Source organism: Haemophilus parainfluenzae (genome assembly GCF_003253005.1).
In the GTDB taxonomy this organism is placed as follows: domain Bacteria; phylum Pseudomonadota; class Gammaproteobacteria; order Enterobacterales; family Pasteurellaceae; genus Haemophilus_D; species Haemophilus_D parainfluenzae_M.
The window spans coordinates 288,289-308,272 of sequence record NZ_QEPZ01000002.1; the positions used below are offsets into that span (position 1 = coordinate 288,289).

Annotated in this window: 21 protein-coding genes and 1 tRNA gene; 16 read left to right on the forward strand and 6 right to left on the reverse strand. The window is 37.7% G+C overall.

Annotation, left to right across the window (positions count from 1 at the left end; translation table 11 throughout):
* Positions 1-502 precede the first annotated feature (502 nt).
* The 12 genes from DPV97_RS03905 to DPV97_RS03965 all read left to right on the forward strand — a co-directional run bounded on the left by DPV97_RS03905 (position 503) and on the right by DPV97_RS03965 (position 7,942).
* On the forward strand, positions 503-1,063 hold the full coding sequence (locus tag DPV97_RS03905; RefSeq protein ID WP_006719247.1) for a hypothetical protein: 561 nt from the start codon (positions 503-505) through the stop codon (positions 1,061-1,063).
* Between the two features lie 838 nt (positions 1,064-1,901).
* On the forward strand, positions 1,902-2,918 hold the full coding sequence (locus tag DPV97_RS03915; protein ID WP_070714586.1) for a hypothetical protein: 1,017 nt from the start codon (positions 1,902-1,904) through the stop codon (positions 2,916-2,918).
* A 141-nt stretch (positions 2,919-3,059) separates the two neighbouring features.
* The gene (locus DPV97_RS03920; RefSeq protein WP_070714584.1) at positions 3,060-3,269 is read left to right on the forward strand and encodes a helix-turn-helix transcriptional regulator; all 210 of its coding nucleotides are present in this window, start codon (positions 3,060-3,062) and stop codon (positions 3,267-3,269) included.
* A 15-nt stretch (positions 3,270-3,284) separates the two neighbouring features.
* Entirely contained in the window at positions 3,285-3,629 is a 345-nt protein-coding gene (locus DPV97_RS03925) for a PM1773 family protein (protein WP_232609970.1), read from the forward strand.
* Positions 3,630-3,740: 111 nt separating this feature from the next.
* Positions 3,741-4,352, forward strand: coding sequence for a host cell division inhibitor Icd-like protein (locus DPV97_RS03930; RefSeq protein ID WP_070714697.1), 612 nt, complete (start codon positions 3,741-3,743; stop codon positions 4,350-4,352).
* Positions 4,345-4,590 (forward strand): hypothetical protein, encoded by a 246-nt coding sequence (locus tag DPV97_RS03935; RefSeq protein ID WP_070714583.1) that lies wholly within the window; start codon positions 4,345-4,347, stop codon positions 4,588-4,590. The genes DPV97_RS03930 and DPV97_RS03935 overlap by 8 nt, the downstream gene beginning before the upstream one ends.
* The gene (locus tag DPV97_RS03940) at positions 4,587-4,772 is read left to right on the forward strand and encodes an iduronate-2-sulfatase (protein WP_243585053.1); all 186 of its coding nucleotides are present in this window, start codon (positions 4,587-4,589) and stop codon (positions 4,770-4,772) included. The genes DPV97_RS03935 and DPV97_RS03940 overlap by 4 nt, the downstream gene beginning before the upstream one ends.
* Positions 4,765-5,190 carry a hypothetical protein gene (locus DPV97_RS09650; protein ID WP_243585055.1) on the forward strand — a complete coding sequence of 142 codons (426 nt, stop codon included), beginning with the start codon at positions 4,765-4,767 and terminating at the stop codon, positions 5,188-5,190. The genes DPV97_RS03940 and DPV97_RS09650 overlap by 8 nt, the downstream gene beginning before the upstream one ends.
* Positions 5,180-5,380 carry a hypothetical protein gene (locus DPV97_RS03950; RefSeq protein ID WP_065285334.1) on the forward strand — a complete coding sequence of 67 codons (201 nt, stop codon included), beginning with the start codon at positions 5,180-5,182 and terminating at the stop codon, positions 5,378-5,380. The genes DPV97_RS09650 and DPV97_RS03950 overlap by 11 nt, the downstream gene beginning before the upstream one ends.
* Entirely contained in the window at positions 5,373-5,753 is a 381-nt protein-coding gene (locus DPV97_RS03955) for a hypothetical protein (protein ID WP_070714579.1), read from the forward strand. The genes DPV97_RS03950 and DPV97_RS03955 overlap by 8 nt, the downstream gene beginning before the upstream one ends.
* 1 nt (position 5,754) lies before the next feature.
* Entirely contained in the window at positions 5,755-6,180 is a 426-nt protein-coding gene (locus DPV97_RS03960) for a hypothetical protein (RefSeq protein WP_070714577.1), read from the forward strand.
* The gene (locus DPV97_RS03965) at positions 6,164-7,942 is read left to right on the forward strand and encodes a DNA primase family protein (protein WP_070714575.1); all 1,779 of its coding nucleotides are present in this window, start codon (positions 6,164-6,166) and stop codon (positions 7,940-7,942) included. Before DPV97_RS03960 ends, DPV97_RS03965 begins: the two co-directional genes overlap by 17 nt.
* 160 nt (positions 7,943-8,102) lie before the next feature.
* On the opposite strand, the gene DPV97_RS03970 is transcribed toward DPV97_RS03965, so the two are convergent.
* Positions 8,103-9,320, reverse strand: a complete 1,218-nt coding sequence (locus DPV97_RS03970) for a tyrosine-type recombinase/integrase (RefSeq protein ID WP_070714572.1) — start codon at positions 9,318-9,320, stop codon at positions 8,103-8,105.
* A gap of 191 nt (positions 9,321-9,511) precedes the next feature.
* A tRNA-Val gene (locus DPV97_RS03975) sits at positions 9,512-9,588 on the reverse strand.
* Positions 9,589-9,814: 226 nt separating this feature from the next.
* Here DPV97_RS03975 and pyk point away from each other — a divergent pair.
* The 4 genes from pyk (at position 9,815) to pgi (ending at position 15,618) form a co-directional block, all read left to right on the forward strand.
* Entirely contained in the window at positions 9,815-11,251 is a 1,437-nt protein-coding gene (pyk, locus tag DPV97_RS03980) for a pyruvate kinase (protein ID WP_070714570.1), read from the forward strand.
* 148 nt (positions 11,252-11,399) lie between these two features.
* Complete coding sequence (locus tag DPV97_RS03985) at positions 11,400-12,806, forward strand: replicative DNA helicase (RefSeq protein ID WP_070714567.1); 1,407 nt, start codon at positions 11,400-11,402, stop codon at positions 12,804-12,806.
* Positions 12,807-12,829: 23 nt separating this feature from the next.
* Complete coding sequence (gene alr / locus DPV97_RS03990) at positions 12,830-13,912, forward strand: alanine racemase (protein WP_070714565.1); 1,083 nt, start codon at positions 12,830-12,832, stop codon at positions 13,910-13,912.
* A gap of 56 nt (positions 13,913-13,968) precedes the next feature.
* Positions 13,969-15,618: a glucose-6-phosphate isomerase gene (gene pgi / locus DPV97_RS03995; protein ID WP_070714564.1), complete on the forward strand. Its 1,650-nt coding sequence runs from the start codon at positions 13,969-13,971 to the stop codon at positions 15,616-15,618.
* 49 nt (positions 15,619-15,667) lie between these two features.
* On the opposite strand, the gene DPV97_RS04000 is transcribed toward pgi, so the two are convergent.
* From DPV97_RS04000 to cscK, 4 genes are all read right to left on the reverse strand, one after another.
* Positions 15,668-16,840, reverse strand: coding sequence for an MFS transporter (locus tag DPV97_RS04000; RefSeq protein WP_148130220.1), 1,173 nt, complete (start codon positions 16,838-16,840; stop codon positions 15,668-15,670).
* Between the two features lie 71 nt (positions 16,841-16,911).
* Positions 16,912-17,529 carry a dual specificity protein phosphatase family protein gene (locus DPV97_RS04005; protein WP_070714560.1) on the reverse strand — a complete coding sequence of 206 codons (618 nt, stop codon included), beginning with the start codon at positions 17,527-17,529 and terminating at the stop codon, positions 16,912-16,914.
* 9 nt (positions 17,530-17,538) lie between these two features.
* On the reverse strand, positions 17,539-18,993 hold the full coding sequence (locus tag DPV97_RS04010) for a glycoside hydrolase family 32 protein (protein ID WP_070714559.1): 1,455 nt from the start codon (positions 18,991-18,993) through the stop codon (positions 17,539-17,541).
* A gap of 64 nt (positions 18,994-19,057) precedes the next feature.
* On the reverse strand, positions 19,058-19,984 hold the full coding sequence (cscK, locus tag DPV97_RS04015) for a fructokinase (RefSeq protein ID WP_070714558.1): 927 nt from the start codon (positions 19,982-19,984) through the stop codon (positions 19,058-19,060).

Below are 19,984 nucleotides of genomic sequence, written 5' to 3' on the forward strand. Positions count from 1 at the left end.
TAATAAGAAAAATACAGCCCAAGCCATCATTGACAGTATTTAAATATAAGCCCCCGAACTGCGGAAGCACCTACTACAAACCGTTTCCAATATGTAGCGCATTAATTATAACGCAGAATAAATAACCCTAAAGCAGCCGTAGCTTAACGGGGCTTAACGATTGCTTGCCTATTCCCAAATCTAATGCTAGAATCAGCACAATTCTATTCATATATACAAATTCTAACCATAAACATTATGGAACACTTTTATAATTGTATTAGTAGCGTTTTTACTAAGTTAGCTGAAAAACCGTTACAGTCAATGTTTTCTTTAATTTTACTTTTAATTTTTGCTCAATCTAGCCAAGAGCAAAAAGATCAGATTCTACAGGTGATATTGGAGTATATACAAGAACCCACAAAAAGTTACATGGCATATATTATATTAGTTGGGTTATTGCTTGCCAGCGTAGCTTGTAATGTTCGTTTATACATCAAACTAAAGATAACGGAGGACAAAGATGGATAATCTACTACTAACATTTTTATCTATACTATGCGTTGTTTTCCTTATTGAATGGGTATATAAAAAAATTATCTTACCTCTCATAATCTATAAGTATCAGAAAAAACATTCAGCTATACAGAAACAGTTATCAGCTATTTTAGTTGAAAAAGATGTTGATGTTAAAGCTAAAGAGGTATTGGAAAAACTACTAAGATCTCATTTTAGTAGAATAGCTCTTGATAATATAAAAATTCGTTGGAAATTTATACGATATATCAATTCCAATGAAGAAGCTAGATTTGCTTATAGAAAAAATATTGATGAAAACCAGAATATTCTTGAAAATGCAACCTTAAATGAGTTTCATAATATTTTTGATTCGTCAGCAAATATTGTTCACGCAGCTTTTATATTTAATAGTCTACTAGATATTATTATAATGGTGTTCTTTCTTATTTTTACTATTCCAATTTTATTGGCTCTTGGATTATTAGGAAAAGTCCCTAAAATATTTAAACCTTTATTTAATATAAATAAGCCGGATTTATCTACTATAGATTCTAAACGTGCTTAATCAATCAAAACACGCCTATATTGTTTGATATTGGCGTGTTTTTTTTCAGAAATAATTCAACGCACCTAGGCTGATCCCCGAAAGCAAGAAACCTTATCTTGTTGGTGCGCTCCTACCAATAAGGACGAATGCGAAAGGGGCGTTTATGGTTAGTCAAAAATTCTTACCTAAAAAGGCATATTCAATTATCGATGCAGTCAAATACATATCGTTAAATTACAATATCAATATTTCAGAATACGATTTACTTTATAGCCGCTAAGCAACTCAAAGAAATGAAGAAAGTTAAACGGAAATAGCAAACGTTAGGTAAAAAAAATCCCGCGTTTCACAACGTGGGGATTAGAGCTTTAAAATTTGACTATTTGACAATCGATTACCCATTTTAATTAATATTCCCGATTCACTGGGAATCCCTGTTACACTTCAAATTAAAATGTAACATAATTATTATAATATCAATAGATTAGATATGAAAGAGTCGTAACTAAACGTAGTTAAACTTTATAATTAAATTTGTTATAATGAACAAAAATTAATCGGCTTTATTGATTAATAATTAGAGTTTTAGGAACAGAAAAGCCACCGCACGAACGATGGCTTAAATTAAAGTCGTATGTAATAACCTTTATCACTCAAAGGGGAGTTTCTAAAGGCAATTCAATTATCCGCCTTTACTAAACAAACTTCAAGCCCTTGAACCAAAGAATATAGCTAACGGCTAACATTTCCTAAAAACCAACCAAATATAGCGCATCTAGGCTGATCCCCGAAAACAAAGAACCTTACTTTGCTGGTGCGCTCTCTCAAATAAGGACTAAATGCGAAAGGGGCGTTTATGTCGAATCAAAAGTTCTTACCTAAAAAATCTTATTCATTAGAAGATGCTGCTAAATATATTTCTTTAAATCATCAAATAAACATATCTGTACGTGATTTATTGGAATATATTCAAAATGGTGAATTAAATGCATCAGTTTATTTGAGTGGAAATAAAGTAAATATAGATTACGTCAATAGAAAGGAAGTTAATTTTATAAAGAACTCGGATAAATATAGAGAGCTGAGACCATATTATTCAGAGTGTTCATTATACTTTCGATTAAATCCACAAAAATTTGAAATCCAAGAACATGAAGATTGTTCATGGCTACATAAAAAAGATAGTTTTTTGGATTTCTACATTTGTTTGCCTAAAAAAAGCTATAGTATTGAATCCTTAAGAAAAACAGAGCGTTTAAGCATATATGATGGAAACGTTGGAAAAGTTGAAGCTATAGACTTTGAAGGATACTTTCAAATTAGTGGGGCAGAATTAAACTCATTCAATGTTGATTATCTAATAGATAAAGGCTTTTTAGAAAGTTTTCCAAAATATATGATGGCAATTTATAAAGACATAATTTGTTTTTTATATATAGATAAAAATAAAACTCCTTTATATTTAGATGATATATGTATATTACATGAACATTTGATTGATTTTTTAAAATTATTTTCTGTAATAGATACTGGCTATGCTCAAATTGAAGAAGTACAAAATCTTAAGAACCAGCTTGATTTCAAAGATAAACAAATTGATGAATTAAAAGAGCAAATAGAAAGTTCTCGCAATATAAAAGTATCAACCGCATCAGAAAACAAGAAAAATGAATTTATTAAGGCTCTACTTCAAATCAAATACGGGGCAGCAGTTGCCGAAAACCCTCGCCCGCACGTTTACGATCCAAATGATAGCGACAAAGGCAAAGATGGCGTAATACAAAAAGATTTTGAACTAAGTGGGCTAACAAAACATCTTCCTAGTGGTAAAACATTAAAAAACTGGGTAAGTTCAGTTGAATTAGATAACTAATAAACCACAAAACCGGAAAATACTGGAAAAATCTGGAATTTTCCGGTTAATCAAACCTCCCATTCTAAAATTCCTATCGTTCGAACAACCACGGAATATGACGATACTCCACAGTGTTAAACAAACGATAGGAATTATCTTATGAACAAAACAGAAAACTTAAATCCTCAACAAAAACTAATCTCTGGTGAAATCGCTTGCCATATTGTTGGCTTTGGTCGCACCAAACTCAATGAGCTTGTAAAAGCTAAAAAATTTCCTCAACCAATCCGCTTTTCACAAAACTTTGTCCGCTGGGATTTAGATGAAGTGAATCAATGGATTGAAGAACAAAAGGCAGCACGTGCTTAATTAATGGAGGAAATAATGACTACAAGACTAATGACAATCGCTAAAGAACTTATTTTAAAACCGAAAACAGGTATTAGTGAGAAAGAAAGTTATTTCAACGTTCATTTCCTCAATGCTCGCAATGAGGTCAATGAGATTGAAAGAATTTTAGGGATTGAATTGAACCGAGAACGTGAGGTTAGTCAGACTGGAAAACTGTTTACCCGCTATATGCTTGCTAATGCGGAACAGGTGGAAAGAGTTGCCAGTTTATACAACCAAAAACTAGCAGCAAAACAAGCTAAAGGGAAACTTCTTGATGAATATCCCATTTCACCCGCGCAAATAAATCAAGTTATTGATGCGCATTTTAAGCAATAGAAAAGACAAACGCCGCAAGGCTCTCCCAAGCGGCGTATTCAACCTTAAGAATCTCTCAAAAGGTAAATCTCAAAATCAATACGAGGACTTAAAAACATGAAGAAAATCACCATGAATTTAAATCATGTATATTTTAATCAATATGAAATATTTTTCAAGTTGTTTTTGATTGAAATTGCTTTACAAACCACAGTTAATTTTGGCATCATGAACACGCAATCAGAAAAAGTGATTGCCAGCCGTGGAAAGCTGAACTATTCAACATTGGCGAACGACAGCACGCCACAGAACCGTGCTTTTTTTGTTCGTGACATTCGCACACCAAAAGAATATGCGGATTTTGTTTTACATATAAATCCAATCATTCTCTCAATGGTAGAGCGTAATAAGCCGTCTATGACGGGCTGTCTTCCAATGTTGGCAGTTTTCCACCTTGTTACGTTCTACCGCCCGACCGTGGAAAGTCTAGCGGTAGTTCCTGAAAATATAACATTGGAACTTACGCAAATGTATCAATTCATCTTCGCGGCCATTCGCCGTACTGATTTATCAAATCACCTTCAAAAAATCCGTATCACCGCTGATAGCGAACGCAACGCACGCGCTAAGCTTGCCCGCGAGTTCGTCTTAGTTCTTGCTGGAAGAATCAATCTTCAATCAGACCGCACTTTATCAGCAAATACTTTCCCTTCAATCTCTTTCGCGGAGGTGGCTCATGACTAACAAAACTCCTACACATTGCGCCATTCCGATGGCCAAAGTGGGCAAACTTCATAGTTCTATCCGCAGAGCGAAAGCAATTTTGGCATTAATTCGGAACGATGGGGCGGATATGGATTTAGAAGGCTTTTATACAAGCGAAGAAATTATCCGAGCCGCCTTATCTGCGATTGATGATTATTTAGAGCAAGCGGAGCAATCCTCAACAGTAGATTTTTATTTCACGAAAGGGGGCGAATGATGAAGCAATTAGACGCAATGGACGAAATCACAAAAAATCTTGCCCAAGCGGAAGCCATTTTGCTTATGGTGGATAACAACACAAGGGAGAAAGCATTAAGCGATTCACTTTGGGCGGTGCGAGATCTGATTGTGCGGACTAAAGACGCAGTGAATGTACTTTGGGAGGTGGCTCATGACTAACTGCATTATCCAAGTAGAACAATGTCAGCTTGAAATGTTAAAGCTCCATATTGATGGACTAGGACAAGTAGAAAGCACGCTCTTAGCATTATCAATTAACCCTGATTTATTCAATGAGATGGATTCTTTTGATATCGCAAACACTATCAAAGGCATCAAAAAACTATTGAGTTATATCAAGGTTGATATGGAAGAACGCATTGAGTTTATTGAGAAAAAAGCTTTACCGTTAAATTTGCCTTATAAGTTGTATTTTGTCTATGACGATGGCAGCAAGGTTAATCAAGGAGTTTATGGCTCTTTAGAATGTGCTGAACAAGATAAGAAAAAATATGAAAGCGAGATAGGAACCCGCCATAGTAATGGGCGTATTTTAAAAACTATCACAATTTTATGGGGTAACGGCAATGAAATCTAAGCAAATCAAATCATTTAAAGAGCCATATGTACCGACACCGGAGCAATTAGAAAAAGCCTGTAAACGTATTAGACAATTCTTAGCCTTCGCAGAGGATTATCTACACACAGGACACTACAAAGGACTAGAGGCTTCAATCGAGCAAATTAAGAAAGCAGCGACAATCAGAAGGGGGAAAGTAAATGCGTAAACAAACATTAAAAAGAAAAGTTAAAGGTAAAGAGCCATTCAATCCGTTAATGACGAAATATTCTCAACTTTCGCGCCAATTTCAACTAATCCTAGATAGTAACAAACGATGCCTTGAAGTTTATCCGGACGAGTTTCATCACAAAGTGAAATTCCGTAATGAACTAGCCGATTTAGTAATTAGATTAAAAGCTGGCTCAAAGTTACTTAATGAAATGGCTAAGTCGCAAGGTGCGGAAATTAAAGATAAGTACGGAGCGTTAAAGGGGTTTAATCAAGCAAATAACTACTTAATCCATAAGTTTGTTGAAGTAGTAGAGCAGATTGAACAGTTACAGATTGAAAGAATTGAATTACAAAAAGGGAGTAAATAACATGAAAATCGATATTAATCGCTTAAACGAAACAGAATTCACCGCAATCACCTCGAGAGTAAGACAACGACAAGGGGAAGAAGTAAGCACTATTCCTTACACTATGGCTTGCGTTGTTGAATTAGCTGATGTTTTCAGAACTTTCACCCCAGAACAGTGTGCGGCATTGATGCGGGTAAGAAATGAACTCTTCTTCCTTCGTATTTATCTTGATGAAATGATATCTAAAGCATCAGTATGTCAGCCGCCAGTAAGTGCTATGAGTGATGAAGATGCTGTAATTAAAGGATTATCTTTGGCGGCTATGGATGGACTGTTTGAAATTCTCTCAACTTTACAAAATGCGGCAGACGCCCGATTAGCTGAATCAATGCCGAATGGTTATAAGTATGTAGATGTAGGGGGAAAAGATGACAAACTTAATTAAAGCCCCAAATTTTAAAAAACAAGATCAATCTGGGGAAAGTGAAGTAATCATCTGCTTAGGTGTTCAAGCGTGGGATATAGCAAAACATATCGAAGAAAGCACGCTAAGCAGAGATGAGCAAATCTTAAACTCAATTATTCAAGCGGATGGGAAATATCCTTGCGTTGTAGTAGATGACTTAAGCAAAGTGGATAATTTACTTATCGCGCCAAAGAATAGCCGATATATCCGATTGATAAGAGCGAATAACGCGCAAAATATCAAAGAGGAATTATTAGAAAAAGTTTATGTGAATATTGCTCAAAATACCGTAGCAGAGAGCGTTATTTATTGTGATGAAAGCGGTCGATTAATAAGTGATGTAAGTCGCTATATTAAGCGAATTAGACAGGGAGAAAGCTATCACGGGAAACTTATTGATAAAACAGAACCGCTATTGTCAAATGGCGATGCTACGAATAAGAAAGCACGTGCCTTCGCTAAATGGCTGAATTTAGATCTTACGGTTGGACGACAAGACAAAAAATTCCGTCATTATAATGGCGCAGTATGGGAGCCGTTAGATGATGATTTATTTGAGAGTGCGACTAAGTTGTTTGACGAGTTCAACATTTCTTATAGTGCTAATTCTCTTAATTCTTTAATTGAAACTATGAAGGCTCAAACGCAAAGATTCGGTGAGCAAAAAAATGAGTTACTGGCTTTTCAAAATGGCGTATTAAATCGCACTACTTTGGAATTTACGCCACACGTTAAGGAAAACTGGCTAACTACGCTTATTCCGCATGATTATAGAAATCAACAGGAAAGCACACCTTGCTTTGATAACTGGCTGGATTTTGTCTGTAATGGGGATAAGGATAAAGCCGATAGCATTTTAGCCGCTCTTTATGCGATTTTAACCAATCGTCATGACTGGCAAATGTTTTTTGAAATCACCGGCGAAGGAGGAAGTGGAAAATCGGTATTTGCTAAACTTGCTGAACTTTTAGCGGGTGAAGGTAACACCGAAACAGGGGAGCTAGCTAAGTTAGATGATGAGCTGGGGCGCGGTCGTTTTGTATTTAAAACGTTGATTATATGCCCTGAGCAATCTCGTTACGGTGGCGATGGTAGCGGATTAAAGAGTATTAGCGGCGGTGATAAAGTAAGCGTTAGAACTTTATATAGCAATGCTTACACGGCAGTAATTAAAGCTATTGTCTTGATAGTTAATAATGACCCGACAAGTTTCACAGATCGAGCTGGAGGCATAGAAAGACGTCGCGTTAGTTTTGCTTTCAATAGAGTTGTGCCGCAAAATGAGCGAGACCCATTATTCTTTAGTAAGCTAAAAGCAGAAGTTAGCGGGATTATATATAAGCTAATTCATAAGTTTGAAAATCCTGATTTAGCAAAAAAAGCACTGATTCGACAAATGAAAAGTGAAGAATCTATCGCGATTAAATCTAAGTCAGATCCTATTACTGAATTTTGCGGATACTTCGAAACAATAGCAGAATGCCGCGGCTTATATGTTGGTAATGCAATGACTGGAAGTTGGAGAACGCATTTATATAAAGCTTATTTAGATTTTGTAGAGGCTAGCAAAATAAAATACCCATTATCCTTAAGTTCTTTTCGGGATTCTGTTAAGCAAGGATTAGCGCAGCATAACAATATCAACGAATACCGCAGAAAAAAGACTAATAGCGGATATATTACAAACGTTATTTTCAAAAATGCGGAAGAATTCAAGAGAGAATTCGGCTGTGATAAATAATGTAATAAAACGAGTTAAGGGGCGAAAGCCCCTTTTTATATGTTCACTAAAAAAGTGAACGGTTTGGAAATTCTGTTCACTGGCTAAATGATTGATTTTAAAATAAAAATGAAGAAGTGAACAGAGTGAACACCCTTTAGAAAACTTTTAATCTTTCTCTCTACGCATTTTCTTTTTCGCATTGCTCCACAAAATCACTCCATAATTGCATCACAGGGCGGCGGAGTTCTACATAATCGTAACGGTTATACGCCTGACTTGTTTTATTCCCAATGCTATGAGCAAGACAACTTTCAGCAATACGGAAATCAACTTGTCTATCTTCTAAAAACGTTCTAGCTATCGATCTCAATCCGTGCGCATTTTGAATTCCTTTGTAACCTATTTTTCTCAATGCGTTAGATATTAGTTCGTTGCTAGCTGATTGGTTAGGTTTGTGGTAGTGAGAAAATACGAATTTGTCATCACCTGTTATAGGTTTCAATTCTTTCAGAATATCCATCATTAAAGACGAAAGAGGAACAATGTGCGGAAATGCTCCTTGTCTTGTTTTTTTCATTTTTTCGGCTGGGATAGTCCATAACTTTTTATCAAAATCAATTTCAGACCATTCAACAGAAACCGCCTCAGACGGACGAACCATAGAAAGTAATTGCCAGCGAAACAAAACCTTTGTTAGATAATCTCTACTTGAATTTTTAAAATCTCGCAATAGTTTCGGCAATTCTTCCGGTTTGATTGCTGGATGATGTTTTTGAGGTTTTTTATGGTAAGCATCAGAGGCTTTTAAGCATGAGTTAAAAGGAATTAAGCCGATTGTTACCGCATAATTTAAAATCTGATTAGAGAGATTTAATAAGCGGTGCAGCGTATCATTGACATCTTTTTCATTTGCTGCTCTGACGGCTTTAATCAGCAAAGGGGAAGTAATCTGATCGATAGGGTAATTCCCAATAATCGGGAATAGATGATTTTCTAATCTTGCCCAATTTTTTTTCATTGTGCTTTGTTTTACTTCTTTGTTTCTTTTTTCTTTCCAAAGTAAAGCGACTTTATAGAAAGTATTGTCGTTCTGGCCGTTTTTAATCAGTTCTTGTTCTCTTATGTATTCTTGCGGATCGATGCTTTGAGCGAGTAGGGCGCGATATTCTTCGCGTTTTTGGCGAGCTTGCGCAAGTGTTATAGCTGGATAAGTTCCAATAGTAAAAGATGTGCGTTTATTTGTTACTGGGTGATAATAATTAAAAATCCAAGCCTTAGCACCAGTAGGCTTAATGCGTAAAAAAAGACCGTTACCATCACTTAGATTGTATTCTTTATCCTTTGTTTTCGCTTTATCTACTTCGGTATTTGTAAGCGGTTTAGTAACACGAGGCATCGTTTTTCCTTAGTTTTAGTAACAAGATTTTTCGAAGTTTATCACCTTGTTACTAAACTTGTTACTAAAAAATGCGGTTAAAGACAATTAAATCTGATTGGTAGCGATAAGTGAAAGGGCTGAGAAGCCTTGAAAATACTAGGAAAAACAAAACCCCGCGAGTAGTTTCACGGGGCTGTGTTTAGGGTAAATGGTGCGACTAGCTGGACTCGAACCAGTGACCCCCACCATGTCAAGGTGGTGCTCTAACCAACTGAGCTATAGTCGCGTAAAAGATGTGGCAGATGATAAACAGTTTTAATGATGAAAACAAGGGGATTTGTTTTAAGTTAAATTTAGCTGCTAAAAAAATAACCAAAATTTGTTGTAAAAACTCTCAGTGCTTGTTTTGATTTTGCAGTGGTTTAAGCGTATAATGCGCGACGGTTTTTATCTCGGATGAGCCGAAATTAAAAAAGCTTTTTTAAATTGTAACTATTTGTGGAGTTTAGATAATGTCTAGAAAATTAAGAAGAACGAAGATTGTATGTACAATGGGTCCAGCTACAGACCGCGATAACAATCTTGAAAAAATTATCGCAGCAGGCGCTAATGTTGTACGTATGAACTTTTCTCACGGTACACCAGATGATCATATTGAGCGTGCTGAGCGTGTTCGTTCGATCGCCAAAAAATTAGGTAAAACCGTGGCAATTTTAGGTGATTTACAAGGCCCTAAAATTCGTGTTTCTACTTTTAAAGATGGCAAAATTTTCTTAAATGTTGGCGATAAATTTATTCTTGATGCGGAATTACCAAAAGGTGAGGGTAATCAAGAAGCTGTTGGTCTAGACTATAAAACTCTTCCACAAGATGTTGTTCCTGGCGATATTCTTTTATTAGATGATGGCCGTGTTCAATTAAAAGTCCTTTCTACTGATGGTGCAAAAGTATTTACTGAAGTGACAGTTGGTGGTCCATTATCAAACAATAAAGGGATCAACAAATTAGGCGGTGGTTTATCTGCAGATGCATTAACTGAAAAAGATAAAGCAGATATCATCACAGCTGCACGTATCGGTGTAGATTACTTAGCTGTATCGTTCCCTCGTTCAAGTGCAGATTTAAACTATGCGCGTGAATTAGCAAAACAAGCAGGTTTAGACGCGAAAATCGTTGCTAAAGTTGAACGTGCTGAAACGGTTGTTGATGAAGCAGCAATGGATGATATCATCCTTGCTTCTGATGTCATCATGGTTGCGCGTGGTGACTTAGGTGTTGAGATTGGTGACCCAGAATTAGTTGGCGTACAGAAAAAATTAATTCGTCGTTCACGTCAATTAAACCGTGCGGTTATTACTGCAACTCAAATGATGGAGTCAATGATCAGCAACCCAATGCCTACTCGTGCAGAAGTGATGGACGTGGCAAATGCGGTATTGGATGGTACTGACGCGGTAATGCTTTCAGCAGAAACTGCAGCAGGGCAATATCCAGCTGAGACTGTGGCGACAATGGCTCGCGTATGTTTAGGTGCAGAAAAAATGCCAAGCATCAATGTTTCTAAACACCGTTTAGATCGTGAGTTCAGAGATATTGAAGAATCTGTAGCGATGTCAGCAATGTATGCTGCAAACCACTTAAACGGTATCGCTGCAATCATTACATTAAGCCACTCTGGTCGTACACCATTATTAATGTCACGTATCAGCTCAGGTTTACCAATCTTTGCACTTTCTCGTGTTCAAGAAACATTAAACCGTTGTGCATTATACCGCGGTGTGACACCAGTTCATTTTGATGGTGAATCTCGTAGCGCTGCAGGTGCAAAAGCAGCGATTAACCTATTAAAAGAAAAAGGTTATTTAGTTTCTGGTGATGTTGTTTTATTAACACAGGGTGATGAGTCAGAAGGTACAACTAACGTTTGTCGTACTTTAACTGTGGAATAATCAACATTCATGAATAAAAAAGAGCGGTGGATTTTTCCACCGTTTTTTTATATCTAAAATATTGAAAATATTGACCGCACTTTTTTCTTAAAACCACCTCGTATTTGCGGTATCATAAGCACAGTTTTTAGTTTAAATTGAAATCCTTATGGCCTCACAAAGACAAATCCAATCACCTGATCAGAAAACTGAACAAGTTAGCATCCCGCCTCATTCCACTGAAGCTGAACAAGCCGTACTTGGCGGCATTATGTTGAGTAATCAACATTGGGATGGTATTGCAGAAAGAGTGATCGCTGAGGATTTTTATACTTTTGCGCATAAAGCAATCTTCCAAACCATGGAAGAATTAATGCGTAATCAAAGCCCGATTGATTTAATCACCCTTGATCAAGCCCTTAAAGCGAAAGGTATTAGCGATTCTGTAGGCGGTTTTGCTTATTTAGCGGATCTTTCTAATAACACGCCAAATGCCATTAATATTTTGGCTTATGCTGAAATCGTACGTGAAAAAGCGATTTTGCGTGAGCTTATTGCTGTGGGAAATCGTATCGCAGAAAACAGCTATTCTCCAAAAGGCAAAGACATCAAAATGGTATTGGATGAAGCCGAGAGAGAAGTGTTTGCTATCGCTGAAAAACGCAGTTCTTCAACTGAAGGGCCACAAAATGTGATCAGCGTGTTGGAAAGTACTATTGCTCGAATTGATACCTTAAGTAAGCTTGAAAATCATAGCGGTGTGACAGGGGTCACAACGGGCTTTGTTGACTTAGATAAGAAAACAGCAGGTTTACAGCCTTCAGACCTCATCATTGTCGCTGCACGTCCTTCTATGGGTAAAACCACGTTTGCGATGAACCTTTGTGAAAATGCCGCCATGGCAAGTGATAAGCCTGTGTTGGTATTTAGTTTAGAGATGCCTGCGGAACAAATCATGATGCGTATGATAGCCTCTCTTGCTCGCGTGGACCAAACCAAAATTCGTACTGGTCAAAATTTGGATGAAACGGAATGGAGCAAAATTGCCAGCGTATTTGGGATGTTTAAGCAAAAAAATAACCTTTATATCGATGATTCTTCAGGTTTAACCCCAACAGAATTACGCTCTCGAGCACGTCGTGTGTACCGTGAAAACAATGGTTTGAGCATGATTATGGTGGATTACCTTCAGTTAATGCGTGCACCGGCATTCTCAGATAACCGAACCTTAGAGATTGCTGAGATTTCACGTTCTTTAAAAGCCTTAGCGAAAGAATTAGAAGTCCCCGTTGTAGCTCTTTCCCAGCTTAACCGTACGTTGGAACAACGTGCAGATAAACGCCCAGTAAACTCGGACTTGCGTGAATCAGGCTCTATTGAGCAGGATGCTGACTTGATCATGTTTATTTATCGTGACGAAGTGTATAACGATAATTCTGAAGATAAAGGTGTTGCTGAAATCATTATCGGTAAACAACGTAACGGTCCGATTGGTCGTGTACGTTTAGCATTTAACGGTCAATTCTCACGCTTTGATAACCTTGCCGAACAGCGTGAATACAGAGATGATTATTAGGCAAGAGATAACGGATTAGAAAAATGAACGTAAAACCGGCAACAGCGAAAATCAGTTCGCTTGCCTTAAAACATAATTTACAAGTTATTAAAGAAAAAGCACCACACAGCAAAATTATTGCCGTGGTAAAAGCAAACGCATATGGTCATGGTGTGGTGTTTGTCTCATCCGCTTTAGAAAGCATGGTGGATTGTTTTGCTGTAGCACGTTTGGAAGAGGCGTTATCTTTACGCTCCAACGGTATTATTAAACCGATCTTATTGCTAGAAGGCTTTTTTGATGAAAAAGATCTGCCTATTATTGCAGTAAATAATATTGAGACGGTGGTTCATAACCGTGAACAGCTTGAAGCATTAAAACGAGCTATAGTACCAAGTCCAATTAAAGTCTGGTTAAAAATTGATACCGGTATGCACCGTTTAGGTGTGTCGCTTGATGAAGTGGATTACTTTTATCAAGAGCTGAAAAAACTGCCTCAAATTCAACCGCACTTAGGTTTTGTGAGTCATTTTAGCCGTGCTGATGAGTTAGATTCAGATTACACTCAAGTTCAGCTCGACCGTTTCCTTCAAGCGACAAAAGATAAAGCAGGAGATCGAACCATTGCCGCATCAGGCGGGATTTTATTCTGGCCAGAAGCCCATTTAGATTGTATTCGCCCAGGGATTATTATGTATGGTATTTCACCAACGGATACTGTCAGTGCTGAATTTGGTTTAACTCCCGTGATGAATTTAACGTCATCTTTGCTTTCTGTACGTGAGCATAAAAAAGGGGAGCCTGTTGGCTATGGCGGTATTTGGACCAGTCCGAAAGATACTAAAATTGGCGTGGTTGCCATTGGTTATGGTGATGGATATCCGCGAGATGTGCCAGAAGGTACGCCAGTTTATCTAAATGGTCGAATTGTTCCTATTGTCGGTCGCGTCTCAATGGATATGCTGACGGTGGATTTAGGTCCAGATAGCCAAGATAAAGTCGGTGATGAAGTGATTTTATGGGGTAAGGAATTACCAATTGAAACGGTAGCTAAATACAGTGGTATTTTAAGCTATGAATTGATTACAAAATTAACGCCGCGTGTTATAACAGAATATGTTGATTAATTGTTTTTGCAAGAAAGCAAAAATGTAAAGAATTCAATTTTTTAAAGGAAATATTCATGAAAAACATCAACCCAACCAATACACAAGCTTGGAAAGCACTTGAAGCTCATCAATCTCAGCTGGCTAATACCACGATTGCTGATTTGTTCAAACAAGAACAAAATCGTTTTAACGATTATTCTTTAAGTTTTGAAAATCAAATCTTATTGGATTTTTCAAAAAATAAAATTAACCAAGAAACCCTCAAATTGCTTCGTCAATTAGCCAAAGAGTCTGCATTAGGTGAAGCAATAAATGCTATGTTTACAGGTGAGAAAATTAATCGTACAGAAAATCGAGCCGTATTACATACCGCACTTCGTAACCGTTCAAATACACCTGTCTATGTAGATGGCAAAGATGTGATGCCAGAAGTGAATGCAGTATTAGCGAAAATGAGCGCGTTCTGTGATCGTGTGATTTCAGGTGAGTGGAAAGGTTATACAGGAAAAGCGATTACTGATGTGGTGAATATTGGTATCGGTGGTTCAGACTTGGGGCCTTATATGGTGACTGAAGCGCTTCGTCCTTATAAAAATCACTTGAATATGCACTTCGTTTCAAACGTAGATGGTACACATATCGCTGAAACGTTGAAAAAAGTAAATCCTGAAACCACACTTTTCTTAGTCGCATCTAAAACCTTTACCACACAAGAAACCATGACCAATGCGAATTCTGCACGTGATTGGTTATTGGCGGCAGCGAAAGATAACAGCGCGGTGGCAAAACACTTTGCCGCACTTTCGACCAATGGTAAAGCAGTAGCAGAATTTGGTATTGATACAAACAATATGTTTGAATTCTGGGATTGGGTTGGTGGCCGTTATTCTTTATGGTCTGCAATCGGTCTTTCAATCGCACTTTCAATTGGCTTTGATAATTTTGAAGCACTATTAAGTGGTGCGCATGAAATGGATAGACATTTCCGTACTGCGCCATTAGAAAAAAATATTCCTGCAACATTAGCGTTAGTCGGTTTATGGAATACCAATTTCCTCGGTGCACAAACTGAGGCAATTTTACCTTATGACCAATATTTACACCGTTTTGCGGCTTATTTCCAACAAGGCAATATGGAATCAAACGGTAAATATGTCGATCGTAATGGCGATGTTATCCGTGATTATCAAACTGGCCCAATTATTTGGGGGGAACCGGGTACAAATGGTCAACATGCGTTCTACCAATTGATTCACCAAGGTACGATATTAATCCCTTGTGACTTTATCGCACCGGCACAAAGTCATAACCCATTAGGTGACCATCACAGCAAATTGTTATCAAACTTCTTTGCACAAACTGAAGCACTTGCTTTCGGTAAAACCAAAGAAGAAGTTGAAGCAGAGTTTGTGAAAGCCGGTAAATCGTTGGATGAGGTAAAAGACATTGTGCCATTTAAAGTCTTTACAGGTAACAAACCGACCAACTCTATTTTAGTGCAAAAAATGACACCATTTGTTCTTGGCGCATTAATTGCGATGTATGAACACAAAATTTTTGCACAAGGTGTGATTTTCAATATCTTTAGTTTCGACCAATGGGGCGTGGAATTAGGTAAACAATTAGCGAATCGAATTCTTCCTGAATTGGCAGACAAAGAGAAAGTGACAAGCCATGATAGCTCAACCAATGGATTGATTAACCAATTCAAAGCATGGCGCTAAAATAATGTAAAAAAGTGCGTTCAAAATTGACCGCACTTTTTTATTTTCATTAAACTGATTTGACTTTCCACATACAGCCTACGCTGATAAAAATTAATGCCACAGCAACATAAAAAACAGAATTGTAATGCCAAATTTCCGCAATAATGCCCGCAATAGGTCCTCCGATAATCCAACTGCTTTTTGCTGCATTACTAAATAAGGTGGTGGCAGTGCCCATTTTAGTCGGCATTAAGTCTTGGAAATACACCATGCCAATCGTAGCGGTAATACCGATAAAAATCGCATTAAGCATTTGCAATCCGATAAGCTGCCAAGTTTGCTCAGCGAATAATAAACTTGAATAGAAGGCGAGACCTGAAACTAAAGCAATCATCATCAAGCGCTTTTTACTGAAATATTTGGTGAGATAGCCCGCCAAAATCATCACAGGAATTTCCAAGCCTGCAGCCGTCCCCATTAATGTTCCTGCCAGTTCTTTGTCTAAATGTAATTCATTAATTACAAATAATGGCATATTAATGAGATACATGCTGTTACAGGTCCAAAGCAATAGATTAGCGATGAACAAGTAAATCACACTTTTTCTTGGTGGCGTATTGTCTAAAACCTCTTGATTTTTAGCCGCACTTTGACGAGGAATTTTCGGTAATAATTTGCTGACGCCTGCACATAGTAAAAAGGCAGAACCTGCCACCAAATACATGTAATTAAAGCCCCAGTTTAACGCAATGAAAAAAGAAAGCGGTGGCCCAACAATCCAAGCCAATGAGATTTGAGTTCGCATAATTGTGGTGAACATCACCGCTTCACGATGGCTGCTTTCAGCATATTCTCGCGCTAAAGCAAAAGATTGCGGATTAGCGGATGAACCTAACCCTAATAGCGTGGTACCGATAATAATTAACACATAATAATTTCGGCTATAAGCAAAAATCAGACAGCCAAGCACAGCAATTAAACAGCAAACAATCATCACTTTGCGACGGTCATCTTGCTTATCAGAATATTTTGCGAGAATTTGGCTCAAGATAATGCCAATAATGGCATTGACTGAATAGAACAAGCCCACAAAAAAAGGTGAAACTTGAATCTCTTGAGAGAGATATAAACTCAAGGTCGGCGTTTGAAACGCAGATGCAATCCCCGTTAAAAAGGCAATCAATAGAAAATTGAACGCCACAATATTGGATGGCGTTGCGTTTTGTTGTTGAACAAACATAGTCATTAATTTTAATAAAAGAACATAGTTGGAAATAAAAGTGCGGTTAATTTTAACCGCACTTTCATGTTTTATTTTGTTGCGTTAGAACGTTTATCTAATTCAGCTTTGATCTTAGCCATATTTTCTTGGGTGAAGAAATTATCAATATTTTTCCAAACAGAATGATAGCCGTAAGGGCCTTGTTGCATTTCACGTTTGGCTTCATTGAGATCCCAATTTTGATAAATCACACGGTAGCTTGCAACAATTAAGCCAGTTCTGTCAGCACCATGATAACAATGCACTAAAACCGCACCATTTTTTTGGTGTTGTTTGATTTGCCACAGAATATCAGCCACTTCATCTGGACTGATTGACCAAGTAAGTAATGGGGTATTAATCAAGTTGATCTTAGTATGACCAAATGCTTGTTTATCATCATTACGGTCAAAAAAGCGTAAATTCACAATTGTGTGAATATTCAACTTATTTAATAATGTTTCAGATTGCGGCTCTAATTGCTCACTACGGTAAAATTTACTATCAATCTGATATAAATTTTCCTGTTCGCTGATTAGCGTTGCCCAATGTTCTGTATTTTTTGGCGGTTCACTTGGTGTTGTCGTACAGGCGACTAATGAAAAAGCTGTTAAAGCAAAAAGGACATTTTTGCTCATCTTGTATAAATTGAAATGAGTTTGTTTCATAAAAACCTTTTAAATATATTGAATAGCCGGTAAATAACCGATCATTAAATCTAACGGACGATTGCTGGCTATTGTATTCTCTCTGTTCTCAATGAAAAATCTTGATGTCATGGCTTTTTCACCATGATTCAAGAAAATTTCAATAATCGAGCGATCAAAGAAGATTTCAACCGTCTGCAGATTTTCAATTTCGCAGAAACGTTTTGTATCGAATTTCTCCATTAATTCCGTTTGTTCGCTTTGACTGCGATCTAAGCAGATCAAGCCATTTTCATAAGATAGGCGCAGTGATTGTCCTTTTTCATTTTGGAAGAAGGTTAAGTCAAAGGCTTGGTTATTTGCCTCAAATTTTACATAAGCACGATCTAAATTAGCAATATCCGCTTTTTCATCAAGATGAAGCGCTGAAAGTGCGGTTAGATTTTCGTCTATTTTAGCAATCGGACGTTGATAAATTTTTGTCCCTTCTAAGCGCAATTCTCTTGGCAAGGTTAAAGCAGAATGCCATTTAAATTTATCTGTTGGGTAAGTTAAATCTGGCAAACCAATCCAACCGAAAAGCACAGTACAAGTTTGATTATCTAAGCCGCCAAACGTTTGTGGTGCGTAGAAATCAAAACCCTGATCTAATTCGCCGATATATTCTGCTTCAAAGGTTAAATCCGTTAATTTACCCACAGCATAAGTCGCATGATAATTATTTTGGAATTGATGTGCTTCTCTATCTTTACCTTGTGGCGACCAAATAAACACATCTTTATCACTGAGTTTCAATAGGTCAGGGCATTCCCACATAAACACGTTTTTGTTGTCAAAAGCAGGCAAGGAAAGCTCGCCTAATAAACGAGGCGTATCTTCAAGATTGTCCATTTCAAAAATAATGGCTGTTCCTGTGAGGTTTTCTCGCTGTGCACCACAGATAAAACGGATTTTTCCGTCTTCAGTAAAATACGGTTTAGGATCACGAACATGCTCTGTATAACCTTCTGGTGCATTTTCAATTAACGGACGTTTGCTAAGCAATTTCCCATTAAGATTGAAAATTGCTAAATTTTGATAAGGCACGCGTTGATTATCACTTGGTCGACGAGTATTGCCGGTATAGAACATGGCCAATTTGTCACCAACTTTTAAAGCGCCACCAGAATAACAGCCGTGAGACTCAAAAAGCTCGCAAGGAATCAGATCATCTGCTGATTGATAACGTTGGAAATCTTTCGTGATTAAATGCTTCCAATGTTTCATCCCGTGAATTGCATCGAATGGAAACCATTGGTAGAACAGATGATACTTTTCACCATCAAAGATCAAACCATTCGGATCATTCATTAAGCCCGTTAGTGGAGCAATATGAAAGTGCGGTCGAAAATCCTTGTCTTTTTGCACGGTTTCAGCAATTTCTGCGAGTTCGCCTTTTTCTGCAGCTAGGATGCTTTTGTATTTGCCATTATTGAAAATAATCATCGTGATCGTGCCTCGTTAATGTGATCGGGTAAGTAAAAGGTGCAATAATTTGCACCTTTGATCCTTAGTCGGCTAGGAACGCTGCTAATTGTGCTTTATTTGGTAGCGCAGACATTGCCCCTTTTGCTGTCGTAGCAAGGGCACCACAAGCATTGGCTTGACGGATAATTTGCACAAGTACATCATTTTCTTTCCAGTTTGGATGCTGTGAAAGCCCCGCAAGCAGACCACCAACGAAGGCATCACCTGCGCCTGTTGTATCAACCGGTTGTAAGGCTTTTCCGGCAATTACATCTTTTTTACCTTCTAAGTGATAGAGCGCGCCATCTTTGCCTAGAGTCACGATAATCAATTTTTCAGGATAAAGTGCGGTCACTTTTTCAAAGGCTTTTTCAAGGCTGTCAGTATTGGTTAAAAGCGTTAATTCTTCTTCAGAGAATTTTAATACGTCAGCCAACGCAACCGCTTCCATTACCACGGTTTTCATTTCTTCTAAGCTAGACCAAAGTGATTCACGTAAATTAGGATCGAAAGAGAAGAAACCACCAGCAGCTTTAATGCGACGAATAGCTTCAAAAGTTGCTTCGCGAGATGGATTATTAATCAGCGCGATAGAGCAGCAATGTAGCCATTCACCTTGTTGGAAAGGCGGTAAATCGCTTGCTTGTAAGAACTGATCCGCACTTGGGTTTACCATAAAGGTAAAGCTGCGTTCGCCATTATCTAAGCCGACTACAACTGTAGAGGTACGATGTTGCGGATCTAAAATCATATGTTGTGTATTAACATTTTCCGCATTTAAGGTATCTTGCATAAATTGGCCAAGGGGATCGTTACCTACGCGACCAATAAAGGAACTCGGGCTGCCTAATCGTGCCACGCCAACAGCCACATTTGCAGGGGCGCCACCTGCACAGCGTAAATAATGATTTTCACCGTCAGGAATAAGATCGACAACCGCATCGCCGGTTACCCAGATTTTTTGGCTCAT

Coding starts and splice junctions, on each gene's coding strand:
- DPV97_RS03905 (WP_006719247.1), top strand. CDS start 503: ATGGATAATCTACTACTAACATTTTTATCTATACTATGCGTTGTTTTC.
- DPV97_RS03915 (WP_070714586.1), top strand. CDS start 1,902: ATGTCGAATCAAAAGTTCTTACCTAAAAAATCTTATTCATTAGAAGAT.
- DPV97_RS03920 (WP_070714584.1), top strand. CDS start 3,060: ATGAACAAAACAGAAAACTTAAATCCTCAACAAAAACTAATCTCTGGT.
- DPV97_RS03925 (WP_232609970.1), top strand. CDS start 3,285: ATGACTACAAGACTAATGACAATCGCTAAAGAACTTATTTTAAAACCG.
- DPV97_RS03930 (WP_070714697.1), top strand. CDS start 3,741: ATGAATTTAAATCATGTATATTTTAATCAATATGAAATATTTTTCAAG.
- DPV97_RS03935 (WP_070714583.1), top strand. CDS start 4,345: ATGACTAACAAAACTCCTACACATTGCGCCATTCCGATGGCCAAAGTG.
- DPV97_RS03940 (WP_243585053.1), top strand. CDS start 4,587: ATGATGAAGCAATTAGACGCAATGGACGAAATCACAAAAAATCTTGCC.
- DPV97_RS09650 (WP_243585055.1), top strand. CDS start 4,765: ATGACTAACTGCATTATCCAAGTAGAACAATGTCAGCTTGAAATGTTA.
- DPV97_RS03950 (WP_065285334.1), top strand. CDS start 5,180: ATGAAATCTAAGCAAATCAAATCATTTAAAGAGCCATATGTACCGACA.
- DPV97_RS03955 (WP_070714579.1), top strand. CDS start 5,373: ATGCGTAAACAAACATTAAAAAGAAAAGTTAAAGGTAAAGAGCCATTC.
- DPV97_RS03960 (WP_070714577.1), top strand. CDS start 5,755: ATGAAAATCGATATTAATCGCTTAAACGAAACAGAATTCACCGCAATC.
- DPV97_RS03965 (WP_070714575.1), top strand. CDS start 6,164: ATGACAAACTTAATTAAAGCCCCAAATTTTAAAAAACAAGATCAATCT.
- DPV97_RS03970 (WP_070714572.1), bottom strand. CDS start 9,320: ATGCCTCGTGTTACTAAACCGCTTACAAATACCGAAGTAGATAAAGCG.
- pyk (WP_070714570.1), top strand. CDS start 9,815: ATGTCTAGAAAATTAAGAAGAACGAAGATTGTATGTACAATGGGTCCA.
- DPV97_RS03985 (WP_070714567.1), top strand. CDS start 11,400: ATGGCCTCACAAAGACAAATCCAATCACCTGATCAGAAAACTGAACAA.
- alr (WP_070714565.1), top strand. CDS start 12,830: ATGAACGTAAAACCGGCAACAGCGAAAATCAGTTCGCTTGCCTTAAAA.
- pgi (WP_070714564.1), top strand. CDS start 13,969: ATGAAAAACATCAACCCAACCAATACACAAGCTTGGAAAGCACTTGAA.
- DPV97_RS04000 (WP_148130220.1), bottom strand. CDS start 16,840: ATGTTTGTTCAACAACAAAACGCAACGCCATCCAATATTGTGGCGTTC.
- DPV97_RS04005 (WP_070714560.1), bottom strand. CDS start 17,529: ATGAAACAAACTCATTTCAATTTATACAAGATGAGCAAAAATGTCCTT.
- DPV97_RS04010 (WP_070714559.1), bottom strand. CDS start 18,993: ATGATTATTTTCAATAATGGCAAATACAAAAGCATCCTAGCTGCAGAA.
- cscK (WP_070714558.1), bottom strand. CDS start 19,984: ATGAGCCAAAAAATCTGGGTAACCGGCGATGCGGTTGTCGATCTTATT.